The organism is Methanobacterium formicicum, assembly GCF_029848115.1.
Classification (GTDB): Archaea; Methanobacteriota; Methanobacteria; order Methanobacteriales; family Methanobacteriaceae; genus Methanobacterium; species Methanobacterium formicicum.
In genome coordinates this window covers 14641-38400 of sequence record NZ_JARVXG010000021.1, presented here as the reverse complement: position 1 = coordinate 38400, position 23760 = coordinate 14641, and the positions used below count along the sequence as shown (strand labels likewise).

The following is a 23760-nucleotide window of genomic DNA, read 5'->3' as shown; positions in this document are numbered from 1 at the left end:
CGCCACGACCCCGAAGGATCGTTCGACTTGCATGGCTTAATCGAAACCCAATAGCAGTGGCCTCCGCCAGGATCAAACGGACTTGTTTGACACAGCGGAAAAGCCTATTTATAAAATAGTTTTATCTTGGGAAATATGTTTTATTTGGAAAAGTAAGGAGTTATCTAGTAGCATTACTAAATATCACCACATACTACCATACCAACATCAAACCTAAAAGCGGTTTGCTTGTCGCAATGTTTTAGGTCCTCATCTATTTAGCCACCAATGGAAATTGCAGCCTTCATAGAGTGATATTTTCACACTCCGGCCCACGCCTAATTGGTGGCACATACTATACACAGCGACCATACTTCCACAAAGTTATTAGAAATTATTGCAAAAAGTGGAGTTTGGAGGCACCTGTGAATCAGCCGGTACTTCATTTACAGAGGAAAATAAGGTCGCAGAAAGTATTTTCGCAATGGAGATTTTCAGGGTGTAATTTGAAATAAATAATAGTATTCGAAAAATAAAAAGGGAAATAAAAAAAAGTGTAATTAAATTATCCTTTCCGCAATTCTCCCCATGATCAGGGTGGCTATTTCTTCCTTGGTGCTCAGAGGTACGTCCCATGTTTCATCATCTATGAGCACGACCTTGTTCTGGTCTGACCCGAATCCTGCACCGGCTTCAGCCACATCGTTGGCCACCATCATGTCGGCACCGGATTCCCTCATCCTTTTCTTGGCGGATTCTATGAGTTCTTCCTGGTTCACCCCGTATTCGGCCTTGAAGCCCACCAGGTACAGGGCAGGGTTGTGTTCCTTGGCCTGGTTTATGATCTTGGGTGCGGGTTTGAGTTTCAGGGTCTGTTCTGTGCGGGATGATATTTTGGACTGGTTTTTCTCCACCACGAAGTCACTGACTGCTGCCGCAGCAATGAAAACATCGTGGTCAATGAGGTTATCCTCCAGTGCCCGGGCCATGTCCGTGGTGGATTCCACCTTTACCCGGTTGAATACCTGGGGTATCTCCACGTCCACCCTTCCCGTGACCAGGGTGACCTCAGCACCCCTCCGGTAGGCCTCCTTGGCCAGTTCCAATCCCATCTTACCGGAGCTGCGGTTGGTGATTCCCCGGATAGGGTCTATGTCCTCGTAGGTCCCCCCGGCACTCACCAGTACCCGTCGGCCTTCCAGACCACCCGCTGAGGTGGCCCTCTGGACCTGGAGTACCACGTCATCTATGGAGGGGAATTTGGCCTTGTTCTCCTCTTCTTTGGGTTCCACGAAGATTATGCCCTCTTTTTTAAGCTTCTCCACATTTTCCTCCACTGCCCGGTACATGGACTGGTGCATGGAGGGTACAATAACAATAGGGGTGTCGTAACCACTGGCTGTTACTAAAAGAGTGTTAATGGGGTTGTCTGCTATTTTGTAGGCAAACTTGCTAATTACATTGGCGGTGGCCGGGGCCACCAGAATCAGATCTTCATCGGCATATTTAACATGCTCTATCTCCCCGGTGAGCTTGGTCACCACTTTTTCCCCGGTGGCAAATTCCAGGGCATAGGGATTGATAATATCACAGGCCCCATCAGTCATGAAACATTTAACTGGATAACCCTTCCTTTTAAGTTCCCGGGCCAGTTTCACTGTTTCCACTGCCGCCACACTTCCGGTAACACAGAGCACAATTGTCATACAGATTTACCCCCTGATTATAATCTTGGTGTTAAATACAGAAAAATTTTTCTTAAAGTTAAAAATTTAGGTAGAAATTAATACAGGACTTTTAAAGCCCCATATAGATTTAATTGTTGCGGTCAATGACCAGCAAGGTTTTCTCCCCGGTTAATTCCTGGATTATGCTGTTTAAAACGTCCAGTTTGGCAGGTAATCTTCGGGCGTCTTCCCCTCTTACCCGTATCTTGTATCTCTGTTCTCCGTCTTTACCGTAGACTATGTTAATACCTGAAATACGGGCAGGGGCTAGTATATCAGTGGCCACGGCCTTAAAGTCCGAGTCCTCTCCAACCACCCTTATCTTTCTCTCCAGGGTTTTGGATATTTCTCTTACTATTTTACCGCCCTTACCAATGAGTTTACCCACCTGATCTTTCTCGGTGATGATGATAACCACGTCTCCGATTTCTATGGTTCTCTTGTAACCAATCTTACCATCACCCACCCGGTAGAGGATTTTTGCAATGTCCAAGTCAAGCTGACTTATCTCTCCTGTTTTCAGCTTATTCTCACAACCTTGACATAACATTCCGCTTTTTAAACAGACATCGCATATTGGTAAAACCATCTCTAAATTCCTCCTTATTTTTAGTGGATAATCCTAAAAGGCACAACGGCCTCATGAATTATAGTGAAATAAAACCTTTAATCCCCAGTTTAAAAGATCCAGTTTCCTTAATTTAATGCTTGGACGACCTATTATAGTTATGTTGTTGGGATAATAGAAGCCAGGTTAAATTCTTAAACTCTTACACATCAGGATAAAGTAGTTATGAATCACAGGATTTGAAAAAAATTAAAAGCAGATTTATTAACTGGTGGGGTCCACTTTCTACCCTGTGAAGTATTAGTATCTATAACATTTGCATATTCTATGTAGTGTGACATATAAAATTTTTGCATAACCCCCCAAAATTCAGCCGGTAAAATTCAACTCCCGGAGATTATGATACTACCTTTCCATTATCCCACTGGCCCGGTTAAACACTCCCCTTGACCGTGAGTAGGGTGGGGGGATAAAAGAACGGTGAACGATACACTACACAGAGGTAATCGTTGCCTTTAAAATCTGTTTTTAAAAAGAATAAATTATTTAAAAAAAAGGTATGGTGAGGATGTAACTATCCTCTAAGATGCCTGGAAGCTGTTTATCACCAGGTCGAAGTTAGTCTGCTGGGAATCGTAGGCTTCGGTTCGGGCACTGCACAGTATCACGTAGATGGTGCTGCCCTTCTGCAGCCACACTGCCCGGTACTTCTTGGCCACCCCTTCTTCCGAGGAGGTGTACACGTTTTCATAGACCGTAGCCCCGTTCAAGGTGAGCTGGGCCTCGGAAACCTTGGTTTTTCCCGTGTTGTTGAAGAAGTTGGCGTAGTTCTGGTCGTACGCATATTTAAGTCCAGAAGATGCAGTGGCATTAGCTTTCTGGATTACCACCGAGGTGGTGGGGTTTCCGTTAACCACAGTATTGGGGTCTCCCACTGCTACCACACCATTGGGTGAGCTTAAAGTGGCCACTCCCCAGGAGTGGGGGTACTGGAAAGAAACACCGTTGGCCGAGTAACTGTTGGTCTGGTTATTTTTATCCTCATTGGTAACACACCCGGAAACCGCGACCACCAGGAGGATAACTACAGCAGCCACTATGGGAATGATTTTATTCATAAAACAAACACCTATTATCCTTTATTTATTAAATTGTGAATTTCATTTTCAATTAAAATCAACATATTTTTACGTTTCTTGGTTGTAGATTCCAATAATTCTAATTCTACCATCAACTAATCCCAGTTTGGGGTTGAAAAAGGGAAGCAGGACTTCCCTTGTTTAAAATAACACTTCACCTTATGTTTAGGGGGTTGTAGTTGGAGTTTCAGTGTTAGTTGGCGTGTTGGTGACAGGTTCAGTCGGAGTATTTTGCGTATTCTGAGTACTGGTAGGTGTGGTGGTGGCTACCTGGGTGTTGGTGGTGGTCTTGGTAGTGGTGGTGTTCAGCTTGGTAGTGGTGGTCGTAGTGTTGTTGGCTATTTCTGGTGGTAGAAATGCGCTGGCATTAACCGCCATAGATATCTGTGGGTTCTCACTGGGTTTAGATATGAACATGGAGCCCATAGAGGTTCCTACAACAAAAGCCAGAATAATAAAGGCTAATAAACCTATTTTGGCCTTATTACCGAACCGTTCTTTGCCAGGTAAATTTCGGGCCTTGACTGATTCTGGTTTGGTAATGAATTTTTTAAGCATTTCCTGCTTTTCTGCTTCATCGGCCAGTTTTTTCTTTTCTTCTTCCTGGGCTGACCAGTCATCCAGGGTTTTCTCGGGAACTGCTCCGCCCTGTTGCATTCTGCGGACTCTTTCCACCGCGGTGAAAGTTTCCAGTTCCTGGCCTATGTCCCTTTTACGGGCAAAATATTCTTTCTTATCAATATTTCCTTTACTGTATTCTAATTCAAGCTCTTCTAACTCTCTATCGAGCTTTTTCTTACTGTTAACTATGTTAATCATCTCCTTCCTGAGGATATGATCCTAAAATCTTTATGTATCCTACCTTTGATCGTACCCTATTTATAACCTTCATGATTTTTAAATCCTTATGGTGGCCTTCCATATCCACAAAGAAGATGTAGCTTCCCAGTTTTTCCTTGGATGGCCGGGACTCGATCTTGGTCAGGTTTATGTCTTCACCGGCAAATTCTCCCAGTATTTGATACAGGCCCCCGGGACGGTCCTGGGAAAGGCACAGAACCACTGATGTTTTATCCTTCCCGGTGGGGGCATGGTCCTCCTGTTCTATGACCACGAAGCGGGTCATGTTATTTTCATGGTCCTGTATATCCTCTGCTGCTATTTTAAGACCATATAGCTGGGCTGCCCGCCGGGTTCCAATGGCCCCTGCCCATTTATTATCCTTTATCATCCCGGCAGCAGCGGCAGTGCTCCGGGTGGCCTGGGTTCGCACTCCCATCTTTTCTAAAAACAGGCGACACTGCGATAATGGTTGGTAATGAGAATAAACCACTTCTATATCTTCTAATTCTGCATCTGGATTGATGAGGAGGTTGTGACTTATGGGGAGTATTATTTCCCCTTTGATCTTGAGGAGGTACTGGTGGGCCAACAGATCCAGGGTGACTCCCACCGAGCCTTCGATGGAGTTTTCTATAGGTACCACTCCCTGGTCCACTTCACCACTGTGCACTGCCTCAAACACTTCGGGTATGGTGGAGTAGGGTACCAGTTCACCCTCCCGTTGGGATGCTGCTTCCTCAGTGAAGGTTCCTGCCGGTCCAAAATATCCTATTTTCATGTTTTTTCTACCTGTTTCCCGTTACCATCAATCTAATTTGATGTTGAACTGTGGTCTTGTTGAGTTTGATATTAATGATCTTAGTAAATGTGATATTAAAATGATCTTACTAAGTGTGATATAAATGATCTTTGTGAGTTGAATATGAACTGATCTTAAATGAGTTTGAACATGAACTGATCTTATTAGGTCTGATATTAAAAATTAGGGGGGATTGGTTATAAAATTTAGTGGGTGCCTAAAAAATTTGTAGCTTTACCCAGGGCATTTTGGTCTAAGTTAGTACAATCCACCCTCCAAATAGTTGTGGACCCGGTCGTTGGTGGACTGGTGTATCCTCCGGATAACTGCCTTTCCATCCTTTATTTCCACCAGGGAGGCCATTACTTTGAGGTCGCGCAGGTGGCGGATGAACTCTTCGGCCTCTTCCTGGCTGTCCACCTCTATCAAGAGGTCCTCGGCTGCCACTTCTCCTCCCTCCACCTTTCCTATGGTTTCCAGCATGGGGTACAGTATGGATTCACCCATTCGCAGGGCCCTTTCCCGGCGTTCTTGATCTGATTCCCCGGTTTCATAGGACTGGAAACCTTCCCTGATGATCCTGCTGAAGAGGAAGGCTTTGGCCAGGTCGAAGGGGAAAGTAAGGGCGTACTCCAGTTCTGCGGCCTGGGCCTGGGATGAGGTGTACTTTAAGGGTTCCAGTTCCATGTGGGGGTCCTTCATCACCACTCCTTCCCGGTCGTGTTCCCCTAAATCCTTTACTATTTCCATGATTTTTACCGGGGCCTCTTCCACCGGGAATATTCCCAGTAAGCGTACTGGTTCCAGGTGGTAATCTGCCAGTAGTTCCCTCTTAAAGAGCAGGGGCAGGGGGGTGTTGGTGAGTTTTTCCCGGATATCGAATATGCGGAATCCCAGTTTACCCACCTCAGGGTAGTAGTGGGACACGTAGGGGTTCAGGGTGCCCACCATCTCACCGCAGATAACCTTTTGGGGGTGGTCCTGGAAGAAATCATCCAGGTCCAGTAACTGCCGGGCCTTGCGGCTGGTGTAGGGACAGATGTAACCTCCACGGGTGAAGGCCACTATTTCCTGGTTAACCAGGGCTATGCGAACATTATAACCGTTCATCTTCTCCTCCACTGCCACTTCCCGGGAGAAGTGCTGTCCCAGAGCGGGTTGGAGCATCAGAGTCCTCCTTATCTTGGGAAACCCACGTATAACTTCTATTCCATCACCGTTCACCACCATGGTACCGGCTTCAATATGTCCCATGCCTTTGCGGAATTGGATGGCTTCCAGACCATATTTATGGTATTTTTTTATTATACCCTTGTGGTAGGCATCCTCCAGCTTAAGGGAAGGTATGTCCAGGAGCTGGGAAACTTCTCCACTGCTTACCAGTGGCGGGATGTTTTTTTCTCTCATGGGTCTATTTTTAATAAAATTAGGGTGTTTGAAGACATTTTCCAGGGAAATATATTGTTAAATAGAATTATACTCGGTAAATTATATTAGGTAAAAAAAGGGTTAAAAAAGGGATTTTATAAAATCCCTGATTTTTAGATGTTCACTGTTGTTTATGAGGGGTTCTTGGGCGTTGCTAAGTTTCAGCGTTCACTATGATTCTTGGTGTTCACCGGTTTATTCGATTGTGCACTATGGATTCCTTGGCGTTCCTGTTTTTACCCAGTTTTCACCATCGGGGCACCGTTAAACTCCATGTGGATTTAAAATCCTTCCAGTTCCACGATGAGTTCCAGGAAGTCGGTTTTGGTGAGTATTCCCGTCATTTGCTCCTCTTCCACCACCGGCATTCCACTGAAGTTGGCATCCAGCATCATCTGGGCGGCCTGGGATACCGGGGTTTCTTCAGTTAGTGTTTTCACGTTCTGGACCATCACATCCTCTACCAAGAGGTTACGTATCCGGGCGGGTTTGTACTTGTCTGGAACCACTTTGCGGAAGGACATCATGGCCAGGGCGATGTCTTTGGCCGTTATCATTCCCTGTAGCTGACCATCTTCCATCACTGGCAGGCGACCGATTCCCTGGTCAATGATGATTCTCCGGGCGTGCACCAGGCGGTCCTGTGGTCCGATGGTGGTGACGCTGGTTTTCATCCTCTCTTTAACGGTGATCTCGGTGAAGGGTCGGCCCTGGCAGGTTTCCAGGAAGTCACTTTTGGTGATCATCCCCGTGATTTGGCCGGAATCCATTACGGTCAACCCTCCAATTTTGTTTTCCAGCATGGTTTTAGCGGCACTGGCCAGGGTCTGGTCTTCCTGGGCAATGACTGGTTGGGGGGTCATCACGGTGGAGACATGGAAGTGGGATGGTGCCAGATTACCATATTTGGATGATCCCAGGCGTAGTGCAATGTCTTTTTCAGTTATTATACCTACCAGTTCTTTTTGATTGTTCTGGTTGGTGTTTATAACGGGTAGCCTGGAAATTTTGTGTTTTTTCATTAATTTCAGTGCATCATGGATGTTCTGGTCTTTATCTACCACTACAATACCTTTGGCCATTATATCTTTGACATGCATATTGGAACCTCCTGTTGTTTACTGGATTCCACGGATTATATCCGTTTTTGTGATTATTCCCACCAGTTCGTTATCGTTCACTACTGGAATGCCACTGACTTCTTTTTTAGTCATTATGTCAGCTGCACTGGAGGCATCTTCAGTTTGTTCGATTTTTATCAGGTGGTTAGTCATTATATCTCCGGCAGTGACCATGGACACTTCCCTGACATTTCTTTTCTCCTGACCATCGATTTTGCGTAGGAAGGCTATTTTTTCCACACTGACTCCAGTTTCTGGGTCTTCCACGTTGGCGAAGGATATATTGGCAGAAGTTATTATCCCCACCGGCTCGTTATCCCTCACTACTATGAGTTTCCCAATTTTCTGGTCTTCCATTGTGCTTATTACGTGGCCGATGCTGTGGTTTTCGTTGACAGTGACCACTTCACTGGTCATGAGGTCGGATACTTTCCATTTACCAGCGAATTTGTCACGGTAGAAGTCTATGAGCTCGGTTTTGGTTACGATACCCAGTAATTCGTCTCCATCCACCACGGGTACCGAGCTTATATCGTTTTTGATCATGATCTCCACGGCATCCCGCACCTCCCTGGTGGGGGTGAGGGTGACTGGCTGGGGGGTCATGACCCGGCGGATGCTGATCTTGTCTATGGTCCTTCTTTTCCATTTTGGTCCATTGGACCTCATTTTTCGGGTTAAGTCTTTTTCAGTCAGGATACCCACTAATTTGTCTTCCTGGTTAACCACTAAAATACGGCTGTAACCGTATTTTATCATCAAGTTTCGGGCGTGGCTTACTTGTTCATTTTCTTCGGCTACAATTACTTCTTCGTTCATTACATCCTCGATTTTCATCATGCAACTCGCCCCTTGAAAAATTTATCCGTGTTAGGAACTCACGGCCCTTAATATATCACTTTCAGTTATGATTCCCTGTAATTCTCCATTTTGAACTACGGGAAGTCCGCCTATGCCTTTTTCTTCCATGATGTCACAGATATCTCCCAGTCTAGCGGTGACACTGGCGGTGATGACCTGGGATTCCATGATCTCGGTGATGGTGGTGTTGAGTATCTCTTCCCCACTGTTGGTGATCATGTGTTCAAAGGCACTGTTTTTACCCAGGAATTCCAGTATGTCGGTGGCGGTGACAATTCCCACGATCTTATCCTCCTCGGGGTGGGGGGTCTTACGTTCTTCACCAACCACTGGTATCCGGCGCAGTTTGTTGCGGACCATTATCTTGGATGCTCCTTCGATACGGGTTCCGGGGGTGGTGGTGATTACCTGGTTGTGCATGTAGTCTTCCACCTTTTCATCAGTGAGTACTCCGGCCATCAGGAGGACGAAGTCTCTTTCAGAGACTATTCCTGCTATTTTATGCTGGGCATCCACTATGGGTAGGGCGCCCACTCCTTTACTGATCATTTTAGTGACAGCACCAGTTATGGAGTCCCGGGTGTTGATGGTTTCCACCTCACGGGTCATGATCTTCCTTACTGGTTCGTTGATGGCTGCGGAGAAGTTGTCCTGGTGTTTTTCTTCCAGGATCTTGTACTTGTCTCCACCTCCTAAGAAGTCCAGGATATCCATGGAGGTAACTATTCCCAGAAGCTTTTCACTGCCGGGATCAGTTATGGGGAGTCGTCTGAACTTGTTTTTTACCATTATTTCAGCCGCTTCTTTTATGGTGGCGGTTTGAGGTGCGGTTACCACCTTTTTCGTTGCTATGCTCATCACGTCTCCCTCATGCTGGGATTCGTGGGTTTCAAACTCTAATGGACCGCGGTCCATTGATTTCACCAGGTTTATGGTTTGTCTTTTTCTCATCTATACACCTCTAAATATTAGAGATAACCTTGAATCCATCTTTAAAACTTTAAATCATTCTTAAAGGTAATATTTAAGGAATATGCTGCCTTGAAAAGACACGATATAGATTTTAAATTGAATAAAGTCTTGAATTCATCATTATAGATAGAAATAACCCTAATGTAATTCTGAATATAATTTAAAAATAGACTAGTACCCACCCTAGGATACCTGGAAAATGGCCGGAATATCAGTTGAGATAGGACCATAAAATATCTTCCCTTGAAACTATACCAACAAGATCGGCTTCTTTAGCTCTTCGGGGTTCTCTTTTTACGTATACTGGATTTTCTACCACGGGAATGCGCCCAATATCATATTCCAGTATTATTTCCCCGGCCTCTCGGACAGGGGTTTGTGGTGTGGCTACCACCGGGGGTGTTTTCATGACCTTCTCCACCAGAATAGCGTCACGGGTATTAGAATCAAAGCCCACCCTTACATGGCCTGATCGAATGATGTCCATTCTGGTGATGATTCCTATGAGTTTCTCCTTCTTCATAACCGGGAGTCCGGAGTATCCAGATTCATCCATGCGTTTCCAGACATGGGAAAGGAGGTCATCGTAATTACAGGTTATGGCTGGGGAAAATTTCATTTCACCCAGTGTTTCATGAACAGGTTTTATTCCATTGTAGAGGAATTTTCTGAGTATGTCCGCTACAGTTACTATTCCCACCAGTTGCATACTGGCGGTGGACTCCACTACCGGGGCGTAGACTGTTTCGGCCTTCATTATTTCCCGGGCCAGGTGGATGAGTTCCATGTCCGGGGTGGCGATCACCCGGGGTTGTTGCATTATGCTCCGGGCATCAAGGTTAGATTTGGTTGAAGAGATTTGGAGCATGTCTGGCCGGGTTATAATACCTTCTAATCGGTTGTCAGATATTACGGGGATGGTACGGAATCCTTCTTCACGGAAGATGGATCGCACACTGGTTGCCGGTGTATCCACAGCTACGGTGACTGGATCCGGGGTCATTACTTCTTCCACCGGGCTCACAATTATTCACCTTCCAGTTCTTCTTTACACTCCTCACAAACGTACTTTCCATCCACTTCTTCTAGGTAATCAACGTAGGTTTCACACACTTCACAGGTTCCAGGTACTGATGTTTCCATGTCAGAATAGTCTATGGTATGAGACATTCTGGCATTTTCCACCAGGAGTTCAGTGAGTTCTGGTGAAACCGTCATCACATCGGTGGAGGTTAATATGCCAACAAGACTCCCATTATTCACTACGGGAAGTCTTCTTATCTTGTTTTTGGCCATGGTTCGGGCTGCTTCATAGACCTCACTTCCAGGATCAATTTCTATGAGGTCGCTGGTCATGACTTCGGCCACCGTGATCTGGCTGGCCTGGATATCCCGGGATACCACCTTGGTTATAATGTCGCTTTCAGTAATCAGTCCTTCTGGTTCTGAGTTACTCTTAATAATAAGACAACCGATGCCTTTTTGACTCATTATAGTCGCAGCTTCGGCAACGCTTGTTTTGGGGTCTACTGTTATCACATTTGAGGTCATTGCGTCGTGCACAGTCACTTGGGTATCCATTTCCATCTATATACCTCCTATCTTAGGTTAAGAAGCTTATGAACCTGGGGTATTGTTAACACGTCGAGATGTTCTCCTGCTTTCTCGGAAATTTCCAGTAGTTTGTGAGTTCTGCCCTTCCATAATTCCAGGGGACTGGCCGGTTGAACAATTAAAGGCATTTGGCTGGTTTCGGGGATTTCTTCCCTTATCCGGGCCGCTATAGAGGCCACAGTCTCCGTGGTTGTGGAGGGTTGTACTACTACTTTACAGTAACTATTTATCCCCTCTTCTATTAATAGCTTTATGGATTTTATCTCCTGATCCAGGAGATCATCCCAGTTAGAAACTGCTTCATGTTCCGGTAATTTCACATCCATGGAAACATAATCCACCAATTCTATTAATTTTGCCATTTCACCAGGTAACGATCCATTGGTCTCCAGCATGGAGGTTAAAGGATATTTTTCCAGGAAATCTTTGATAAAATCAGCATGCAACAATGGCTCCCCACCAGTAAATGAAATAGAATGTAAATCGGGGGTTTTAAGTTCAGATATTTTTTGGTAAAGGGAATCTATGCCTATTTCCTCACCATAACCCGGATCGCGGCTTAAAGAGGTGTCACAGTAGTTGCAGTTGAGGTTACAGCCGGTGAACCTTACAAAGACCTGTCTGCGGCCTATCAGTTTCCCTTCGCCCTGTATACTTGAAAAAACTTCGGAAATTCTGCTTTTTATTTTTAATCCCCCATTACTCTGCAGTTTTGGTGAAAAAAGCTCCCTGACCTATTCCCTCATTTACACATACCGAGACGCTTTCAATATCTCCCTCTTCCTTAAGTGCCTGGAACAATCTATTGGCCAGGTACTCGGAGAGTTCTTCAGCAGAGGTGGAGGGCAGGGGAAGGAGACAGCAGTCTTCCCGGGGGATTTTATATTCTTTAGGACCTATGGAGAATTCTACCGGATCTTTACTCTTAAAATCCAGTTCTTTACTGTTTTCTGGTATGAGTAGTTTGTGATCAAGTTCTTTGCACATTTTCCGAACTATTCCTTTGACTGTTTTAAAGTCGGCCACAAATCCAAACTCCCCGCAGCGTTCCCCTTCCACGGTGACGTCCACATGGTAGGAATGGCCGTGTATTCCTCCACAGGACTCGTGGCAGGGGATCATGTGGGCCGAGGCGAATCTCAAGTTAGCGTGTATTCCATTGATAACTATTTTCATTTAAAAACCTTCTAAATTTGTATTTTCCTTATATTAGTGTTAATTTCATTATATTAGTGTTAATTATTCCTTAAGTAAATTTTACAACCAGAAGATGTCTTTTTAACCAAATATAGTGGATTAGAAAACACGGGTTTTAGATATGTCCTCTTCTATATCAGCTATTTCCCTTGCATACTTATTTGATATATTTTCTGATAGTTCCCGGACATCTTTTGAGGTTAACGCCGGTGAACATTCCTTTAAACCCACTGTTTCCACATCATCCGGTGTTCCCTGGCTGGTCAAGTTCAGGGCAAAGTGTATCTTCATACTGCTCACCGAACAGGTGGCAATGGATACACTGAGCTTTCCCTGGCCAACATAGAGGTCATCACCCTCACGACGGGCTTTGATACCTATTTCTTCCAGTGAATCTTTAACCATCATGACCAGGAGTCTTTGGCGGTGGTAACACATCCGGATATCTGCGGGTTGCACATCAAAGTGCTCGATTATAAAGTGAACCATTTCCGAGGAGGTGATCTCCAGCCCCACATCCTCGTAGTCAATTAACTCCTGGGAGTGGATGTTCATGGGGCCGATCCAGGTCACGATACTGGAACCCTTTATTCCCAACTCCTGAAATGCCCACATGGGCTGTATTTGACTTCCATCATAGAGCAGTCCGGTTTTGAGTGTTTTTTGTTTCATGAAAATCAGGTCTATCCTTAGGTGAATTCTATTATTCTCCAGAGTGGATATAATTTGTGGACCAATACCCATCTGTGGACCAATAATATAATGTTGGGGGAACCTTTCACTCGGGGGGATCACATTACCAGTTAAGGGATCACCTTACCTGATTGGCCATCACCTATCCCGGGTTATCTCCTTCCTAAAATTTACTCTGTTTCCAGTTCACGGTAACCAGTTTCCGGGTCGAACACCCGCCGAAAAACCAGGTCACAGGAGGCAATGCAGATTTCTGCTGTGGTGTGTACCAGGCAGCCGGTTTTAAGGTGTCCTCCAGTAACCGCCCCCTCTTTATCCGCCACTGCCAGGTGGATGTGAACCCCGTTGGTGGCCAGGGTTCCCGTGGTCGAAACTATCTCCAGGGGCCCCTTGACAACCTTTGCTCTTCCATCGGCCATTCTCAAAACTGCATCTTGAAGGCTACCCACCATGCACAGGATTATGCCTGATTTTAAGTCTTCATCATCCCTTATATCTTCCAGAGCTTTCTTTAAGTCCTGGCCTGGTGCCAATCTTCGGACTATCATATTTAATAATAGGTCACCGCATTAAATTAATTCATGCGAGCCAGAGTCCGAGACTTTATCTACACCAAGGATGATCTTTTCTTGGCCACCACTACCTATCTACACCCCCATGACCGAATACAATCATTTTTACGTTACATTCCAGATCCTAAGGGGGAAAGATCCCTCAATGGCTCCCGGTATACCAAGGTAGACTCCCAGCAGGCTTACACTTTTTTAGAGAGGAATTATCCTGATTATCTTTTTGACTGCCAGGTTACCCGGGTTAAAATGATGGGTGCACCCCGTGATAGGGTGGAAAAAATCTTAAGCCCAGTGGATCGTCTCCAGGAAATATTTGAACTTTCTTCACCCGATGAACTGCTCCTTAAAGTCATTAAGGTGGCCGAAACCTTCATAGACGAGGCAGGAATCAAGATGAAACACCTGGGTATTTCCGGATCTATACTACCCCAACTCTACGATTCCCGGGTTTCCGATATTGACTTCGTTGTTTACGGCCTCAAAAATCACCTGAAGGCCATGGAAACATTCGAATCAATTAAGAATGACCCTAAAAGTCATTTAAAGGCTATTGAGGATGGTTATTGGGCTAAACTTTATGCGAAGCGAATCAAGGATGGTACCCTTAGTTATGATGAGTTCCGCTGGTACGAGAACCGTAAAAATAACCGGGGAGTGGTGGATGGGACACTGTTCGACATATTAGCCACCAGAGAATGGAATGAAATCAGCGGGACCTATGGTAATGAGACCTACCAACCCTGTGGAACCATAGCCATTGAGGCCACGGTTTCTGATGCCCTGGCTGCCTTTGATAACCCCGCAGTTTACCAATTGGAAGATGTCCAGATACTGGAAGGCCCTGATGTCCCCCTACGAGAAGTGGCCTCCTACACCCACACCTATTCTGGCCAGGCCAGGGAAGGGGAAAGGATCCTTGCCCGGGGAAAACTGGAGAAGGTTATGGGTAAAAAAACCCACTACCGCCTGATTGTAGGAACCACCAGAGAATCATTGGGAGAATATGTCAAATTAAAGGACTTGAAAATAGTTTAAACCAGAATTAACCATTTGAAAGTGTGATTCAGATGGAATTTATAAATTCCCAGAATAAAAGTTAAATTAGAGGATCTAAAAAAGGTTTTAATTAAATAAAATAGCATTGGTTAAGATTTAAGGGAAATAAATGCAGCAGGAAGTATTTTTAATGAAAGAAACAGTTAATATTGGACTTATTGGTTTTGGGACCATTGGGAGTGGTGTGGTAGCTACTTTAAACCAGAACCTCCCATTATTAGAAAATAAGGTTAACAAAAAGGTCAATCTCAAACGGATAGTGGACCTGGACATAACCACTGACCGTGGTGTGGAGGTCCAGCCCGGAGTGCTCTCCACCAGTGTGGATGATATCCTGGAAGATGAGGAGATCGACATTGTTATTGAGCTGGTGGGAGGATACCAGCCGGCACTGAGCTTTATTCTGAAGGCCATGGAAAATGGTAAACACGTGGTAACCGCCAACAAAGCCCTGTTAGCCAAGCACTGGGACGAGATAATTACCAGTGCCCAGGAAAACAACGTCAGAGTCTCATTTGAGGCCAGTGTTGGTGGAGGCATACCTTTACTAGCACCAGTCAACGATGGGCTGGCGGCCAACAACATTGAAACCATTTACGGGATCATCAATGGAACTGCCAATTACATACTCACTAAAATGGCCGCTGAAGGTCTTGACTTTGATACTGTGCTTAAGGAAGCCCAGGAGATGGGTTACGCTGAAGCAGACCCCACCTTTGATATTGAAGGACATGACACTGCTCAAAAACTCATTATACTCAGCATACTTGGCTTCGGGGTTTACGTTGAACAGGACAAGTTCCATGTAGAAGGCATTACCCGGATAACTCCGGATGATATTCAGTTCGCCCGGGATGAGCTGGGCAGTGTGGTTAAACTGCTGGCCATCGCCAAAATAGAGGACGGTGAACTGGAAATAAGGGTGCACCCCACCCTGGTCCCGGAAACCCACCTACTGGCATCGGTTAACGATGTCTTCAACGCCGTGTACCTGGAAGGCGATGTGGTGGGTCCAGTGCTCATGTACGGAGCCGGAGCCGGCATGATGCCCACCGCCAGTGCCGTGGTGGCCGATTGCCTGGACATAATCCAGGATATGGAAAAACCAGTGGCCTATGGACCCCGGGAGACCCGGGTGGAAAAGGTCAAGGATATTTCTGATGTGCAGTCCAAGTACTACCTGCGAATAACTGCCCTGGACCAGCCCGGAGTTTTACACTCCATATCCGGAGTTTTAAGTGACCTGGACATTAGTATTGAATCGGTGAGTCAGAAAAAGGCTGCGGAGGGTGAGGCCGTGCCGATCTTCATGGTGACCCATCAGGCCCTGGAGAAAAATGTGCAGGAAGCCATCAAACTCATTGACCAGATGGAATTTGTGAAAGCAGATACCAACCTCATCCGCTTACTGGAATAAACACCACTAAAAAGCCCTTGTTAATAAGGGTTTTTTAAACCTTTTTTTTATTATATACATTTCAACCTGATTTCTAATTTTAATATCCCACTTTAAAATAAAATGTTGAAACATGTTTATAAGAGATTAAATGATTAAAAATGGCCTAAATTCATAATAAAATGAATTTTATATTAATAATGAAATAATAATAAAAAAAAGGGTATGAGATAGCTAACGAATTTAGAAAAAAATGGTTCTTGGACCTTGATCAGGACTTGATCATGGTCAGTATCATCTTGTACCTTTCCACGGCATGTAGGGCGTGGGGTTCATTGGCGGGCATGATGATCATATCCCCTCTCTCCAGCTGGTGTTTCGTGCCGGAGATGGTTATTTCTGCCTTTCCATCAATGACCTGAACCATGGCATCGAAGGGAGCAGAGTGTTCACTTAAACCTTCCCCTTGGTCAAAGGCGAATATAGTCACAGTTCCTGTTTCCTTGCGGATTATCTCCCTGCTCACAACGGCTCCTTCCTGGTAATCCAGCAGATCTTCCACATTTATAACCACAGACTTCAGTTCTTCTGTCATTTTTGCACCTACCATTGTTATTATTTCTAAATCACTATAAATTTCACACAATCAACTAAGGTAACAATTTCAATAATTCTACCATCAATTTTCAACAAAAAATTACTCCCTCAACCCAGTTCCATGAATTCAATTAAATGCTGCAGGTAACCCACGAAGTTAAAAAGTGAATCCACGTAATCCCGGGCATCCTCCACATCGTTAACATCGTAATCCTTCTTGGTGATCACATCTTCAAATCTGGACCATATATCTTCTTTGATTGAGTCTAACATGAAGTTCATGAGAGTATCCAGGTTTTCCGTGTTGATGGCCTGTTCAGTCATGATGATAACTGGTTCTTCATTGATCTGGGAAGGTCTAAGTCCAGTATAGGCTTTTCCCCTGCCTTTTAGATTCAGGCGGACCGCAGTTTCAAAGAACCAGTAGTCAGCCAGTTCTGCTGCATCTCCCGATAACTCCCTCACCAGGCAGGTTCGGTCGAAAGCATCCTTCAGTTCATCTTCATATTTTTCCCGTACGTAGGGGAGCACGTAATTAACATTCTCCATTTCCAGGGCTTCCTCGGCCGCTTTGACCACCAGACTATCCATATTCTCACAGCGAAGTGTCATCATCTCACCCTCAAATATTAATCATTCTGGAATTTATGGCAGGATAATATTTGTTGGTAAATAGTAATTAAATGATCCACCGCCGTGATTTACCGGAATTAATATAATTATAAATCACGGTGGGAACATAATATAACTGGTGATACCATGGATAAAAAAACTGAGGAACTCCTTAAAAAATGTGAAAATGTGGAAGATACCAGTATTATGGGCACCTGCAAAGGCTTATTAAAAATGATGGCCGAAAAAGATGTGGTTGTTGAGGATAAAGAGGGACAAACCTATCTGGACATGGCTGAAAACCTCAAACCAAGTGATGTTTCACAGGTCCTGCAGTTAGCACTAAAAGTCAGGGAAAGTGGAGATATCACTGACGTTGAACTTAAAAACGAAGCGAGTAGACTTATCCGGGCCATAGAAATGAGTTAAACGAAAATATAACTGCAAAATAAACTCGAAAGTTCAAATTCATTCATTTTTCAAAATAGTGGAGATCTCTAATTTAAGAGATCTTTAAAATATTTTTTTTAATCCCCTTATTTAACAGCATAAAATTATTCAACAGCCTATCTTAAAACTTCTTTTGACCCAGTTTTTTAATGTCAAACATGGCAGTGTCTGCCACGGCCATTACCGCCATAACTCCCGCCTGTATAGGGTCGGTAACCACCAGGTCCGCCTTTTCAGTCACACTGCCCGGCATGTTGAGGCTGATAACAATGACCTCGTGATCCTTTTTTATCTCTTCAATGGCCTGGGTTATTTTACCTCCCATTAAAGAACCGGCCAGGACCAGTGCACCAACTCGGGGCAGCCTTCCCACGGCAGACACTGCCTCGGAAAGGTCTTCTTCTCCCACCAGGGGGATGGTGTCCACACTGATGTGTTCTCCCCGGATGTTGTGGCGGTCAGCCTCGGTTATGGCTCCCTGGGCCACCATGGCCACCTGTGCCCCACCACCAGTGATGATAATCCGTTTACCAAAGACATCCTGAAGTGTGGGACATTCCTCAACATTACTCACCGCTTCCAGCTTCCCAATATTCGCCATTAGCTTTTCCACATTTTCCACGGCCTCCAGTTCCATGTAGAGAGAGGCATGGTATTTGTCTTCAATGAACATGTGGGTGTAGGTAATGTTGATCTGGCACTGGGCAGTTAGTTCGGTGATGTCCCGCAGTACTCCGGGCTGGTTTACAGCTTTGATATTTATGGCAATTTCGCCCATTTTACTTGGATCTCCTTATGAATTCTCTAGTTCTTAGTTTGGCTTACTTTCTAAATTAAACTATCGATCATGGTGTTAAGTGGTAATTTACAATTTCTGACAGTTGGGGCAGATATAGGAGGATGTGCTCCCGGTTTTGATCTTTTCAATGGTGCCCCCACACTCGGGACAGGGTTCACCCTCTTTATAGGCCACCAGGAAATGTTCGGTACCGAATCCATTGTTTTCCCCGTAGAAATCCTTTTCATAGGCCAGTCCACCTAATTCAATGGCTTTTTTGAGGTTTTCCCGGATTATGTGGTGTAAATCGTCAATTTTAACTGATTCAATGGTATTGGCCACCTTTTGCGGGTGTAGTTTTGCCCGGAACAGTATATCGTGGATGTAAACGTTTCCTATTCCTCCAATTTTCTTCTGGTTCAAGATGAGGTTCTTGATCTGGGAACGGGCCTGGCAAAGATTTTGTAAGTATTCAGGGGTGAATTCTGGGTCCAGGGGTGTGATGGCAATATCTTTGGTGGCCTTATGTTGAGGTAATTCCTCGTCAGGCAGGAGTTCGGCCCTTCCAATCCACCAGAATTTAGAGGTGAAGTAGGATCCGTCGGTGAACTGGAAGAGGCATTGGTATTCTTCCGGTGATTGGCCGGCTTCATGGTAGAGCACGTCGGCACCCATACCCAGGTTCAGCAGCAGATGATAATCATCAGACAGCTGGATGAAAATCCATTTACCCTTATTGTAAACTTTTAATACCTTTTTACCCCTTATTGTCTCCAGGAATTCCCCGGGAGATAGGTTTAATGATTTCTCCTGGCGGAGCTCTCCCTCGGCAAATTCCTTTAACTGCAGTTGTTCATCCATTTGTTTGCTTAAGATCAAAAGTTCTGGTAATTCTGCCATTCAGTTGTCCCCCATAGAAACTATAACTTTACAATATTGAATTTAACTATGGATTTAACTTAATTATTAAATTTACAGTGAGTTAAACACTTCTTTGGCCGTGTTTATACCATTGATAGCTGCCGGGAACCCGGCATAAACCACCATGAGAATTATGGTTTCCACTATTTCTTCCCGGGATAAACCCACCTTTAAACCTGCCCTGATATGGAAGGCCAGTTGTGGTTGGGCTGTACCCATGGCAGTGAGGGTGGCTATGGTGGCAATTTGCCTCATTTTCGGATCCAGGTTCTTTCTACTGTAGATATCCCCGTATCCAAAGCTCACCACAAATTCAGTTAAATCCGGAGCTACATCCCTAAAATTCTCCTCCAATACCTGTACCTGATTTTCATCCAGTTTCCCCAGCCACTCCTTTCCCCGGGCAAAACGATCACCCTCACCTTCTTGGAGTACTGGCTGGAACTCTACCCCCATCTCCTGTAAAACATCTTTAAGAGTATTTATCCCGTTTATGGCACTGGGGAAGCCACTGTAGGATGACATTTGTAGGATCACTTCCACCAGTTCCTCTGTAGAAACACCCACGTTGAGTGCTCCGTGTATGTGCACCTTCAACTGGGGGGCGGCGTTGCCCATGGCAGTTAAGGCCGCCACCACTGCAATTTCCTTCTCCGGGAGACTGGTTCCGGTTCTACTGTAGATGTCTCCAAAGGAAAATTCAATGATGTACCGGGCCAGATCAGGAGCTATGTCCTTTAAACTTTCCACCACTGCTTCTCCCGCTTCACCATCAATTTCTTTAAGTTTTTCCCAGCCCCTGCTGTACCGGTCCACTTTATCACCCTCACCAATCATTACATTTTATGAACACATTCAAAATCCTGATTTTTTACCAGTTATTTCTTCTATTTCTACTTTTATAATTATAACACTACTTATGGCTTCATCCGAATATTGGAAGGTTTTTTCAGGGCGGGATGAAACCGGGGAGTATTTCTTCATGATCAGATCCAGTGCTTCTTTTTTATCGGCAGGATTATGGAGGAAATAGGCTTTACCATAACCGATCACACTCAGATATCTCATTCCCCAATCACAGGGTGTTTTAGAGGTAACCAGCCTGGTTTCAGTATCCACCTGGAAACATAGGTTATTATTCTTCCTTAGAATATCAATTTTCTGGCCCTGAGTGGCTGAGTGGAGATATAAAGTCTGGTCCTGGTAACCGAAGTTCATGGGCACTATGTAGGGCTTTCCATCATCACATAAAGCTACCCGGCATACTTCAGATTGGTTTAATATTTCCTGGATTAGCTCCGGGTCTTTGATCTCTTTATCACTTCTTCTCATTGTAATCTCTCTAAGAACGTGTCTGGCCTCTTCCTAAGAGCGTGCCCAGCCATTAAAATATTGGCTGGCCGTTAAAATCTTTTGCTATATTGTAATTCTTTGAATTTTATGATGTATTCTGTTCCCTGGCTCCGGTTGATGGTTAATTCTCCATTTAACTGTTTGACTAAATTTAAAACCAGTTGGAGGCCCAGTGTTTCCGTGTGTTCCAGGTCTATTTCCCGGGGCAGACCAATCCCATCATCCTTTATAATGAGTTGCAGCTCATCCTGACCCTTAAATTGGATTATTATGGTCCCTTTACCCTCTGGAAACGCGTATTTCACACTGTTAGTTACCAGTTCGTTGATTATCAGGCCACAGGGGATGGAAGTTTCCATGCCCAGTTCAATGTTATCAATATCCATTTCCAGTTCAATGCTCCCGGCCTTAACACCGTAGGTGTATAGGATATCATAAGCCAGCTTTTGAATGTAATCTCTGAACCGGATCCGGGTTAGGTCCGGTGACTGGTACAGTTTTTCGTGGATCATGGCCATGGTCTTCACCCGTCCCTGGCTTTCAATAAGGACATTACTGGCTTCTTCTTCCTGTACATGTTGAAGCTGAAGGTTCAGGAGGCTGGAGATGATCTGCATGTTGTTTTTAACCCGGTGATGGATTTCCTTTAAAAGAACTTCTTTTTCTGCCAGGGAATCCCTGATTGCAGCTTCGGAATACATTTTGACAATTACTGTCCCGGTTTCCATTCCTATGGTCTCCAGGATATCCATTTCCAGGCTACTTATACTGTTTTTTTCCCGGCTGACCACGTGTATGGATCCAATCACCTTCTGTGCCGAAAAGAAGGGAACCACCGCCACTGCTTTAAAGCCAAATTCCTTCAAAACTGGCCTAACTTTAAGATAATTATAGAAAGCCTTTCCTTCCAGGTAAATTGAAGAATAGGGTTCTCTAGCCACCTCCAATTTCTCCACTTTTTCCAGGAATTCCTCAGGAAGATTTTCATAATACTCCAATTCTGCAAATTCCTTATTTTCATCCAGCAAATAGATACTGCCACTTTCAAATCCCAGCAAATGCAGTGTGGAATTTAAAACACCTTTAAATAGATCATAGATGTTTTGGGCGTTGTTAGCAATGTTAACAATCTTATTCAATATGATAAGCTTTTGTAAATGGTCCTGGGTCATTTCCTCGGCTATTTTCTGGCGGGAAATATCCCGGATAAGGGTGCACATGAAAAATTTTCCTCCGGATTTAATGGGGAAGTTAAGGGCCTCAACAAATCTTTCCTGGCCATCCGGCCGTTGGAAAGAGTATTCCAGTTTTTTAAAGGAAGGAGGTACTTCTTGATCCCGATATATCCGGCTTAAATCCTCCTTTAAATGGGAAGCCAGGTGGCTCTTAAACATGGGAGGCAGAGATTGGAGGATTATGGTGGATAAATATTTCCCGTGCACTTCATTCTCAGCCAGACCAGTTATTTCCTCCATACTCCGGTTCCATTCAATGATCTTTCCTTCCTCATTGGAAAGCACCACTCCATTGTAGGATTGTTCAATTACACTCCGGTATTTTTCTTCGCTTTCTGTCACTGCTTTTTCCGCTTCTTTTAACCGGGTTATATCCACTACCATACCTTCATAATATTTAATATGGTCTTTTCCATCTTTAACTGCCTTGGCATTGACCAGCAACCAGGCCTGAGTCCCATCTAACTGGAAAAATTTCACTTCAAAGTCTTTAACTTCTCCCTCAGTTTCCAGGCGCCTCTTGAATTCATCTCTATCCTCAGGATGGGCGTAGAGATCTTTTTGAATATCCTGAACATTTTCTATCAGCTCCTCCGGAGAACTGAAGCCAAATACTCGAGCGAAGGCAGGATTAGCATTAATGATCTTACCCTCCTGGGTGGTCTGGTAAATTCCCTCTATGGCATTTTCAAATATATCCCGGTACTTCTGTTCACTCTGCACCAGGGCTATTTTTGATTTTTCAATTTGAGTTACATCCTGCATTATCCCAAATGCCACCACTGATTTGGTATTTATCTCAAACAATACCTGAATAGACTGTTTTAAATGTCTAATCTCACCATCTGACCTTAATATGCGGAATTCATACTCACATTTACCCCCACTGCGGAATAACTCCTCCCTCTTCTGAATACACATTTCCCGGTCATCAGGGTGGGTCAGGGCATCAATATTTTCAAAGGTGGGCTGGAAGGTTTCATCCACCCCAAATATCCTGTAAAGTTCTTCAGAACAGTTTAAAACTCCAGTTGCAATATCCCAATCCCAGCTACCCATGTGACCAAGTTCTTGAGCCTTTTTAAGGTGCAGAGAATTTCTTATCAATTCTCGTTCATAGGATTTGCGTTCTGTTATTTCCCTAACGAAAACTGCCAACTTCTGCACCTCCCCCTCTTCCACCAGGGGGAATATACGGTGGTGGAAGTATTTTTTGTCCCGTTCATCTTCAAACTCCACTACTTCCCTGGTTTTGATGGCTTCTTCCATGTGTTCCCATCTATTCTGGAATATATTCTCCGGCAGGAATAGGCTTAAATGCTTACCTATCATCTCATCCGGGGTAATGTTGAACCGGCGTGAAGTTGCATCGTTTACCATTAATATCACACCGGAAGGATCAATTAAAAACATGAAATCATTGGAAGCTTCTATAATTGCATTGGTGAACTCGGCATTGGTTTTTAATTTCTTCTCCATTCTATTTTTGTAAATGGCCAGTTCTATGGCATGTCTCAGTTCAGTAACATCGTAAGGTTTTATTATGTAACCGTAGGGTTCGGTTACTTTGGCTTTTGCAAGGGTAGACTCATCAGAATGTGCCGTTAAAAAAATAACAGGTATGCCCATATCTTTGATCTCAGTAGCCACATCTATGCCACTGATGTCACCTTTTATCATAATATCCATTAGAATAAGATCCGGTTGGAGCTCGGAAATCTTTTCCACAGCTTCTTCCCCTCTTGAAGCTATGTAAACAACCTCATAACCCATTTTTTCCAGTGCACGCCTAATATCTATGGCTTCTACACTCTCATCTTCCACCAGGAGAATTTTATCAGTCAATATT

The 23760-nt window shown here is 44.5% G+C and carries 25 protein-coding genes and 1 rRNA gene; 3 read left to right on the top strand and 23 right to left on the bottom strand.

Annotated features, from left to right (window positions below):
- The 16 genes from QC759_RS01170 to QC759_RS01095 form a co-directional block, all read right to left on the bottom strand.
- Positions 1-83, bottom strand: a 16S ribosomal RNA gene (locus tag QC759_RS01170); the annotation flags it as partial.
- A gap of 456 nt (positions 84-539) precedes the next feature.
- Positions 540-1685, bottom strand: a complete 1146-nt coding sequence (coaBC, locus tag QC759_RS01165; protein WP_048072590.1) for a bifunctional phosphopantothenoylcysteine decarboxylase/phosphopantothenate--cysteine ligase CoaBC — start codon at positions 1683-1685, stop codon at positions 540-542.
- A gap of 109 nt (positions 1686-1794) precedes the next feature.
- Entirely contained in the window at positions 1795-2295 is a 501-nt protein-coding gene (locus tag QC759_RS01160) for a KH domain-containing protein (protein WP_048072591.1), read from the bottom strand.
- 560 nt (positions 2296-2855) lie between these two features.
- Positions 2856-3392, bottom strand: a complete 537-nt coding sequence (locus QC759_RS01155) for a PsbP-related protein (protein ID WP_048072592.1) — start codon at positions 3390-3392, stop codon at positions 2856-2858.
- Between the two features lie 186 nt (positions 3393-3578).
- Positions 3579-4232: a hypothetical protein gene (locus QC759_RS01150; RefSeq protein ID WP_048072593.1), complete on the bottom strand. Its 654-nt coding sequence runs from the start codon at positions 4230-4232 to the stop codon at positions 3579-3581.
- Entirely contained in the window at positions 4225-5034 is an 810-nt protein-coding gene (gene pheA, locus QC759_RS01145) for a prephenate dehydratase (RefSeq protein WP_048072594.1), read from the bottom strand. The genes QC759_RS01150 and pheA overlap by 8 nt, the downstream gene beginning before the upstream one ends.
- Positions 5035-5313: 279 nt before the next feature.
- Positions 5314-6462: an RNA ligase gene (locus QC759_RS01140; protein WP_048072595.1), complete on the bottom strand. Its 1149-nt coding sequence runs from the start codon at positions 6460-6462 to the stop codon at positions 5314-5316.
- A 302-nt stretch (positions 6463-6764) separates the two neighbouring features.
- Positions 6765-7583, bottom strand: coding sequence for a CBS domain-containing protein (locus tag QC759_RS01135; protein WP_048072596.1), 819 nt, complete (start codon positions 7581-7583; stop codon positions 6765-6767).
- Positions 7584-7601: 18 nt separating this feature from the next.
- Positions 7602-8444, bottom strand: coding sequence for a CBS domain-containing protein (locus tag QC759_RS01130; protein WP_341776970.1), 843 nt, complete (start codon positions 8442-8444; stop codon positions 7602-7604).
- A 30-nt stretch (positions 8445-8474) separates the two neighbouring features.
- The gene (locus tag QC759_RS01125; RefSeq protein ID WP_048072597.1) at positions 8475-9416 is read right to left on the bottom strand and encodes a CBS domain-containing protein; all 942 of its coding nucleotides are present in this window, start codon (positions 9414-9416) and stop codon (positions 8475-8477) included.
- A 232-nt stretch (positions 9417-9648) separates the two neighbouring features.
- Entirely contained in the window at positions 9649-10461 is an 813-nt protein-coding gene (locus tag QC759_RS01120; protein ID WP_048072598.1) for a CBS domain-containing protein, read from the bottom strand.
- Positions 10462-10463: 2 nt separating this feature from the next.
- Positions 10464-11024 carry a CBS domain-containing protein gene (locus QC759_RS01115; RefSeq protein WP_048072599.1) on the bottom strand — a complete coding sequence of 187 codons (561 nt, stop codon included), beginning with the start codon at positions 11022-11024 and terminating at the stop codon, positions 10464-10466.
- Between the two features lie 11 nt (positions 11025-11035).
- The gene (locus tag QC759_RS01110; protein WP_276699759.1) at positions 11036-11704 is read right to left on the bottom strand and encodes a 7-carboxy-7-deazaguanine synthase QueE; all 669 of its coding nucleotides are present in this window, start codon (positions 11702-11704) and stop codon (positions 11036-11038) included.
- A gap of 46 nt (positions 11705-11750) precedes the next feature.
- Positions 11751-12227: a 6-carboxytetrahydropterin synthase gene (locus tag QC759_RS01105; protein ID WP_048072601.1), complete on the bottom strand. Its 477-nt coding sequence runs from the start codon at positions 12225-12227 to the stop codon at positions 11751-11753.
- A 120-nt stretch (positions 12228-12347) separates the two neighbouring features.
- A complete protein-coding gene (locus QC759_RS01100) occupies positions 12348-12920 on the bottom strand; it encodes a DUF366 family protein (protein ID WP_048073852.1) in 573 nt (190 codons plus the stop codon).
- A gap of 191 nt (positions 12921-13111) precedes the next feature.
- Positions 13112-13489 carry a PPC domain-containing DNA-binding protein gene (locus tag QC759_RS01095; protein WP_048072602.1) on the bottom strand — a complete coding sequence of 126 codons (378 nt, stop codon included), beginning with the start codon at positions 13487-13489 and terminating at the stop codon, positions 13112-13114.
- Positions 13490-13522: 33 nt separating this feature from the next.
- On the opposite strand from QC759_RS01095, the gene QC759_RS01090 reads away from it, so the two are divergent.
- Positions 13523-14548, top strand: a complete 1026-nt coding sequence (locus QC759_RS01090) for a DNA polymerase subunit beta (protein ID WP_048072603.1) — start codon at positions 13523-13525, stop codon at positions 14546-14548.
- Between the two features lie 151 nt (positions 14549-14699).
- Positions 14700-15986 carry a homoserine dehydrogenase gene (locus QC759_RS01085; protein ID WP_048073853.1) on the top strand — a complete coding sequence of 429 codons (1287 nt, stop codon included), beginning with the start codon at positions 14700-14702 and terminating at the stop codon, positions 15984-15986.
- A 250-nt stretch (positions 15987-16236) separates the two neighbouring features.
- Here the strand turns inward: QC759_RS01085 and QC759_RS01080 are convergent, their stop codons facing one another.
- The gene (locus QC759_RS01080) at positions 16237-16560 is read right to left on the bottom strand and encodes a cupin domain-containing protein (protein ID WP_048072604.1); all 324 of its coding nucleotides are present in this window, start codon (positions 16558-16560) and stop codon (positions 16237-16239) included.
- 110 nt (positions 16561-16670) lie between these two features.
- Positions 16671-17177: a DUF6448 family protein gene (locus QC759_RS01075; RefSeq protein ID WP_231553458.1), complete on the bottom strand. Its 507-nt coding sequence runs from the start codon at positions 17175-17177 to the stop codon at positions 16671-16673.
- 144 nt (positions 17178-17321) lie between these two features.
- On the opposite strand from QC759_RS01075, the gene QC759_RS01070 reads away from it, so the two are divergent.
- A complete protein-coding gene (locus QC759_RS01070) occupies positions 17322-17603 on the top strand; it encodes a hypothetical protein (protein ID WP_048072606.1) in 282 nt (93 codons plus the stop codon).
- 142 nt (positions 17604-17745) lie between these two features.
- On the opposite strand, the gene QC759_RS01065 is transcribed toward QC759_RS01070, so the two are convergent.
- From QC759_RS01065 to QC759_RS01045, 5 genes are all read right to left on the bottom strand, one after another.
- Positions 17746-18402 (bottom strand): DUF5612 domain-containing protein, encoded by a 657-nt coding sequence (locus tag QC759_RS01065; protein WP_048072607.1) that lies wholly within the window; start codon positions 18400-18402, stop codon positions 17746-17748.
- Between the two features lie 87 nt (positions 18403-18489).
- A complete protein-coding gene (locus QC759_RS01060; RefSeq protein WP_048072608.1) occupies positions 18490-19302 on the bottom strand; it encodes an Fpg/Nei family DNA glycosylase in 813 nt (270 codons plus the stop codon).
- Positions 19303-19374: 72 nt separating this feature from the next.
- The gene (locus QC759_RS01055; RefSeq protein ID WP_082055736.1) at positions 19375-20139 is read right to left on the bottom strand and encodes a carboxymuconolactone decarboxylase family protein; all 765 of its coding nucleotides are present in this window, start codon (positions 20137-20139) and stop codon (positions 19375-19377) included.
- 39 nt (positions 20140-20178) lie between these two features.
- Positions 20179-20655 carry a pyridoxamine 5'-phosphate oxidase family protein gene (locus QC759_RS01050; RefSeq protein ID WP_048072610.1) on the bottom strand — a complete coding sequence of 159 codons (477 nt, stop codon included), beginning with the start codon at positions 20653-20655 and terminating at the stop codon, positions 20179-20181.
- 71 nt (positions 20656-20726) lie between these two features.
- A complete protein-coding gene (locus QC759_RS01045) occupies positions 20727-23756 on the bottom strand; it encodes a PAS domain S-box protein (RefSeq protein WP_052659961.1) in 3030 nt (1009 codons plus the stop codon).
- Between the last annotated feature and the right edge of the window lie 4 nt (positions 23757-23760).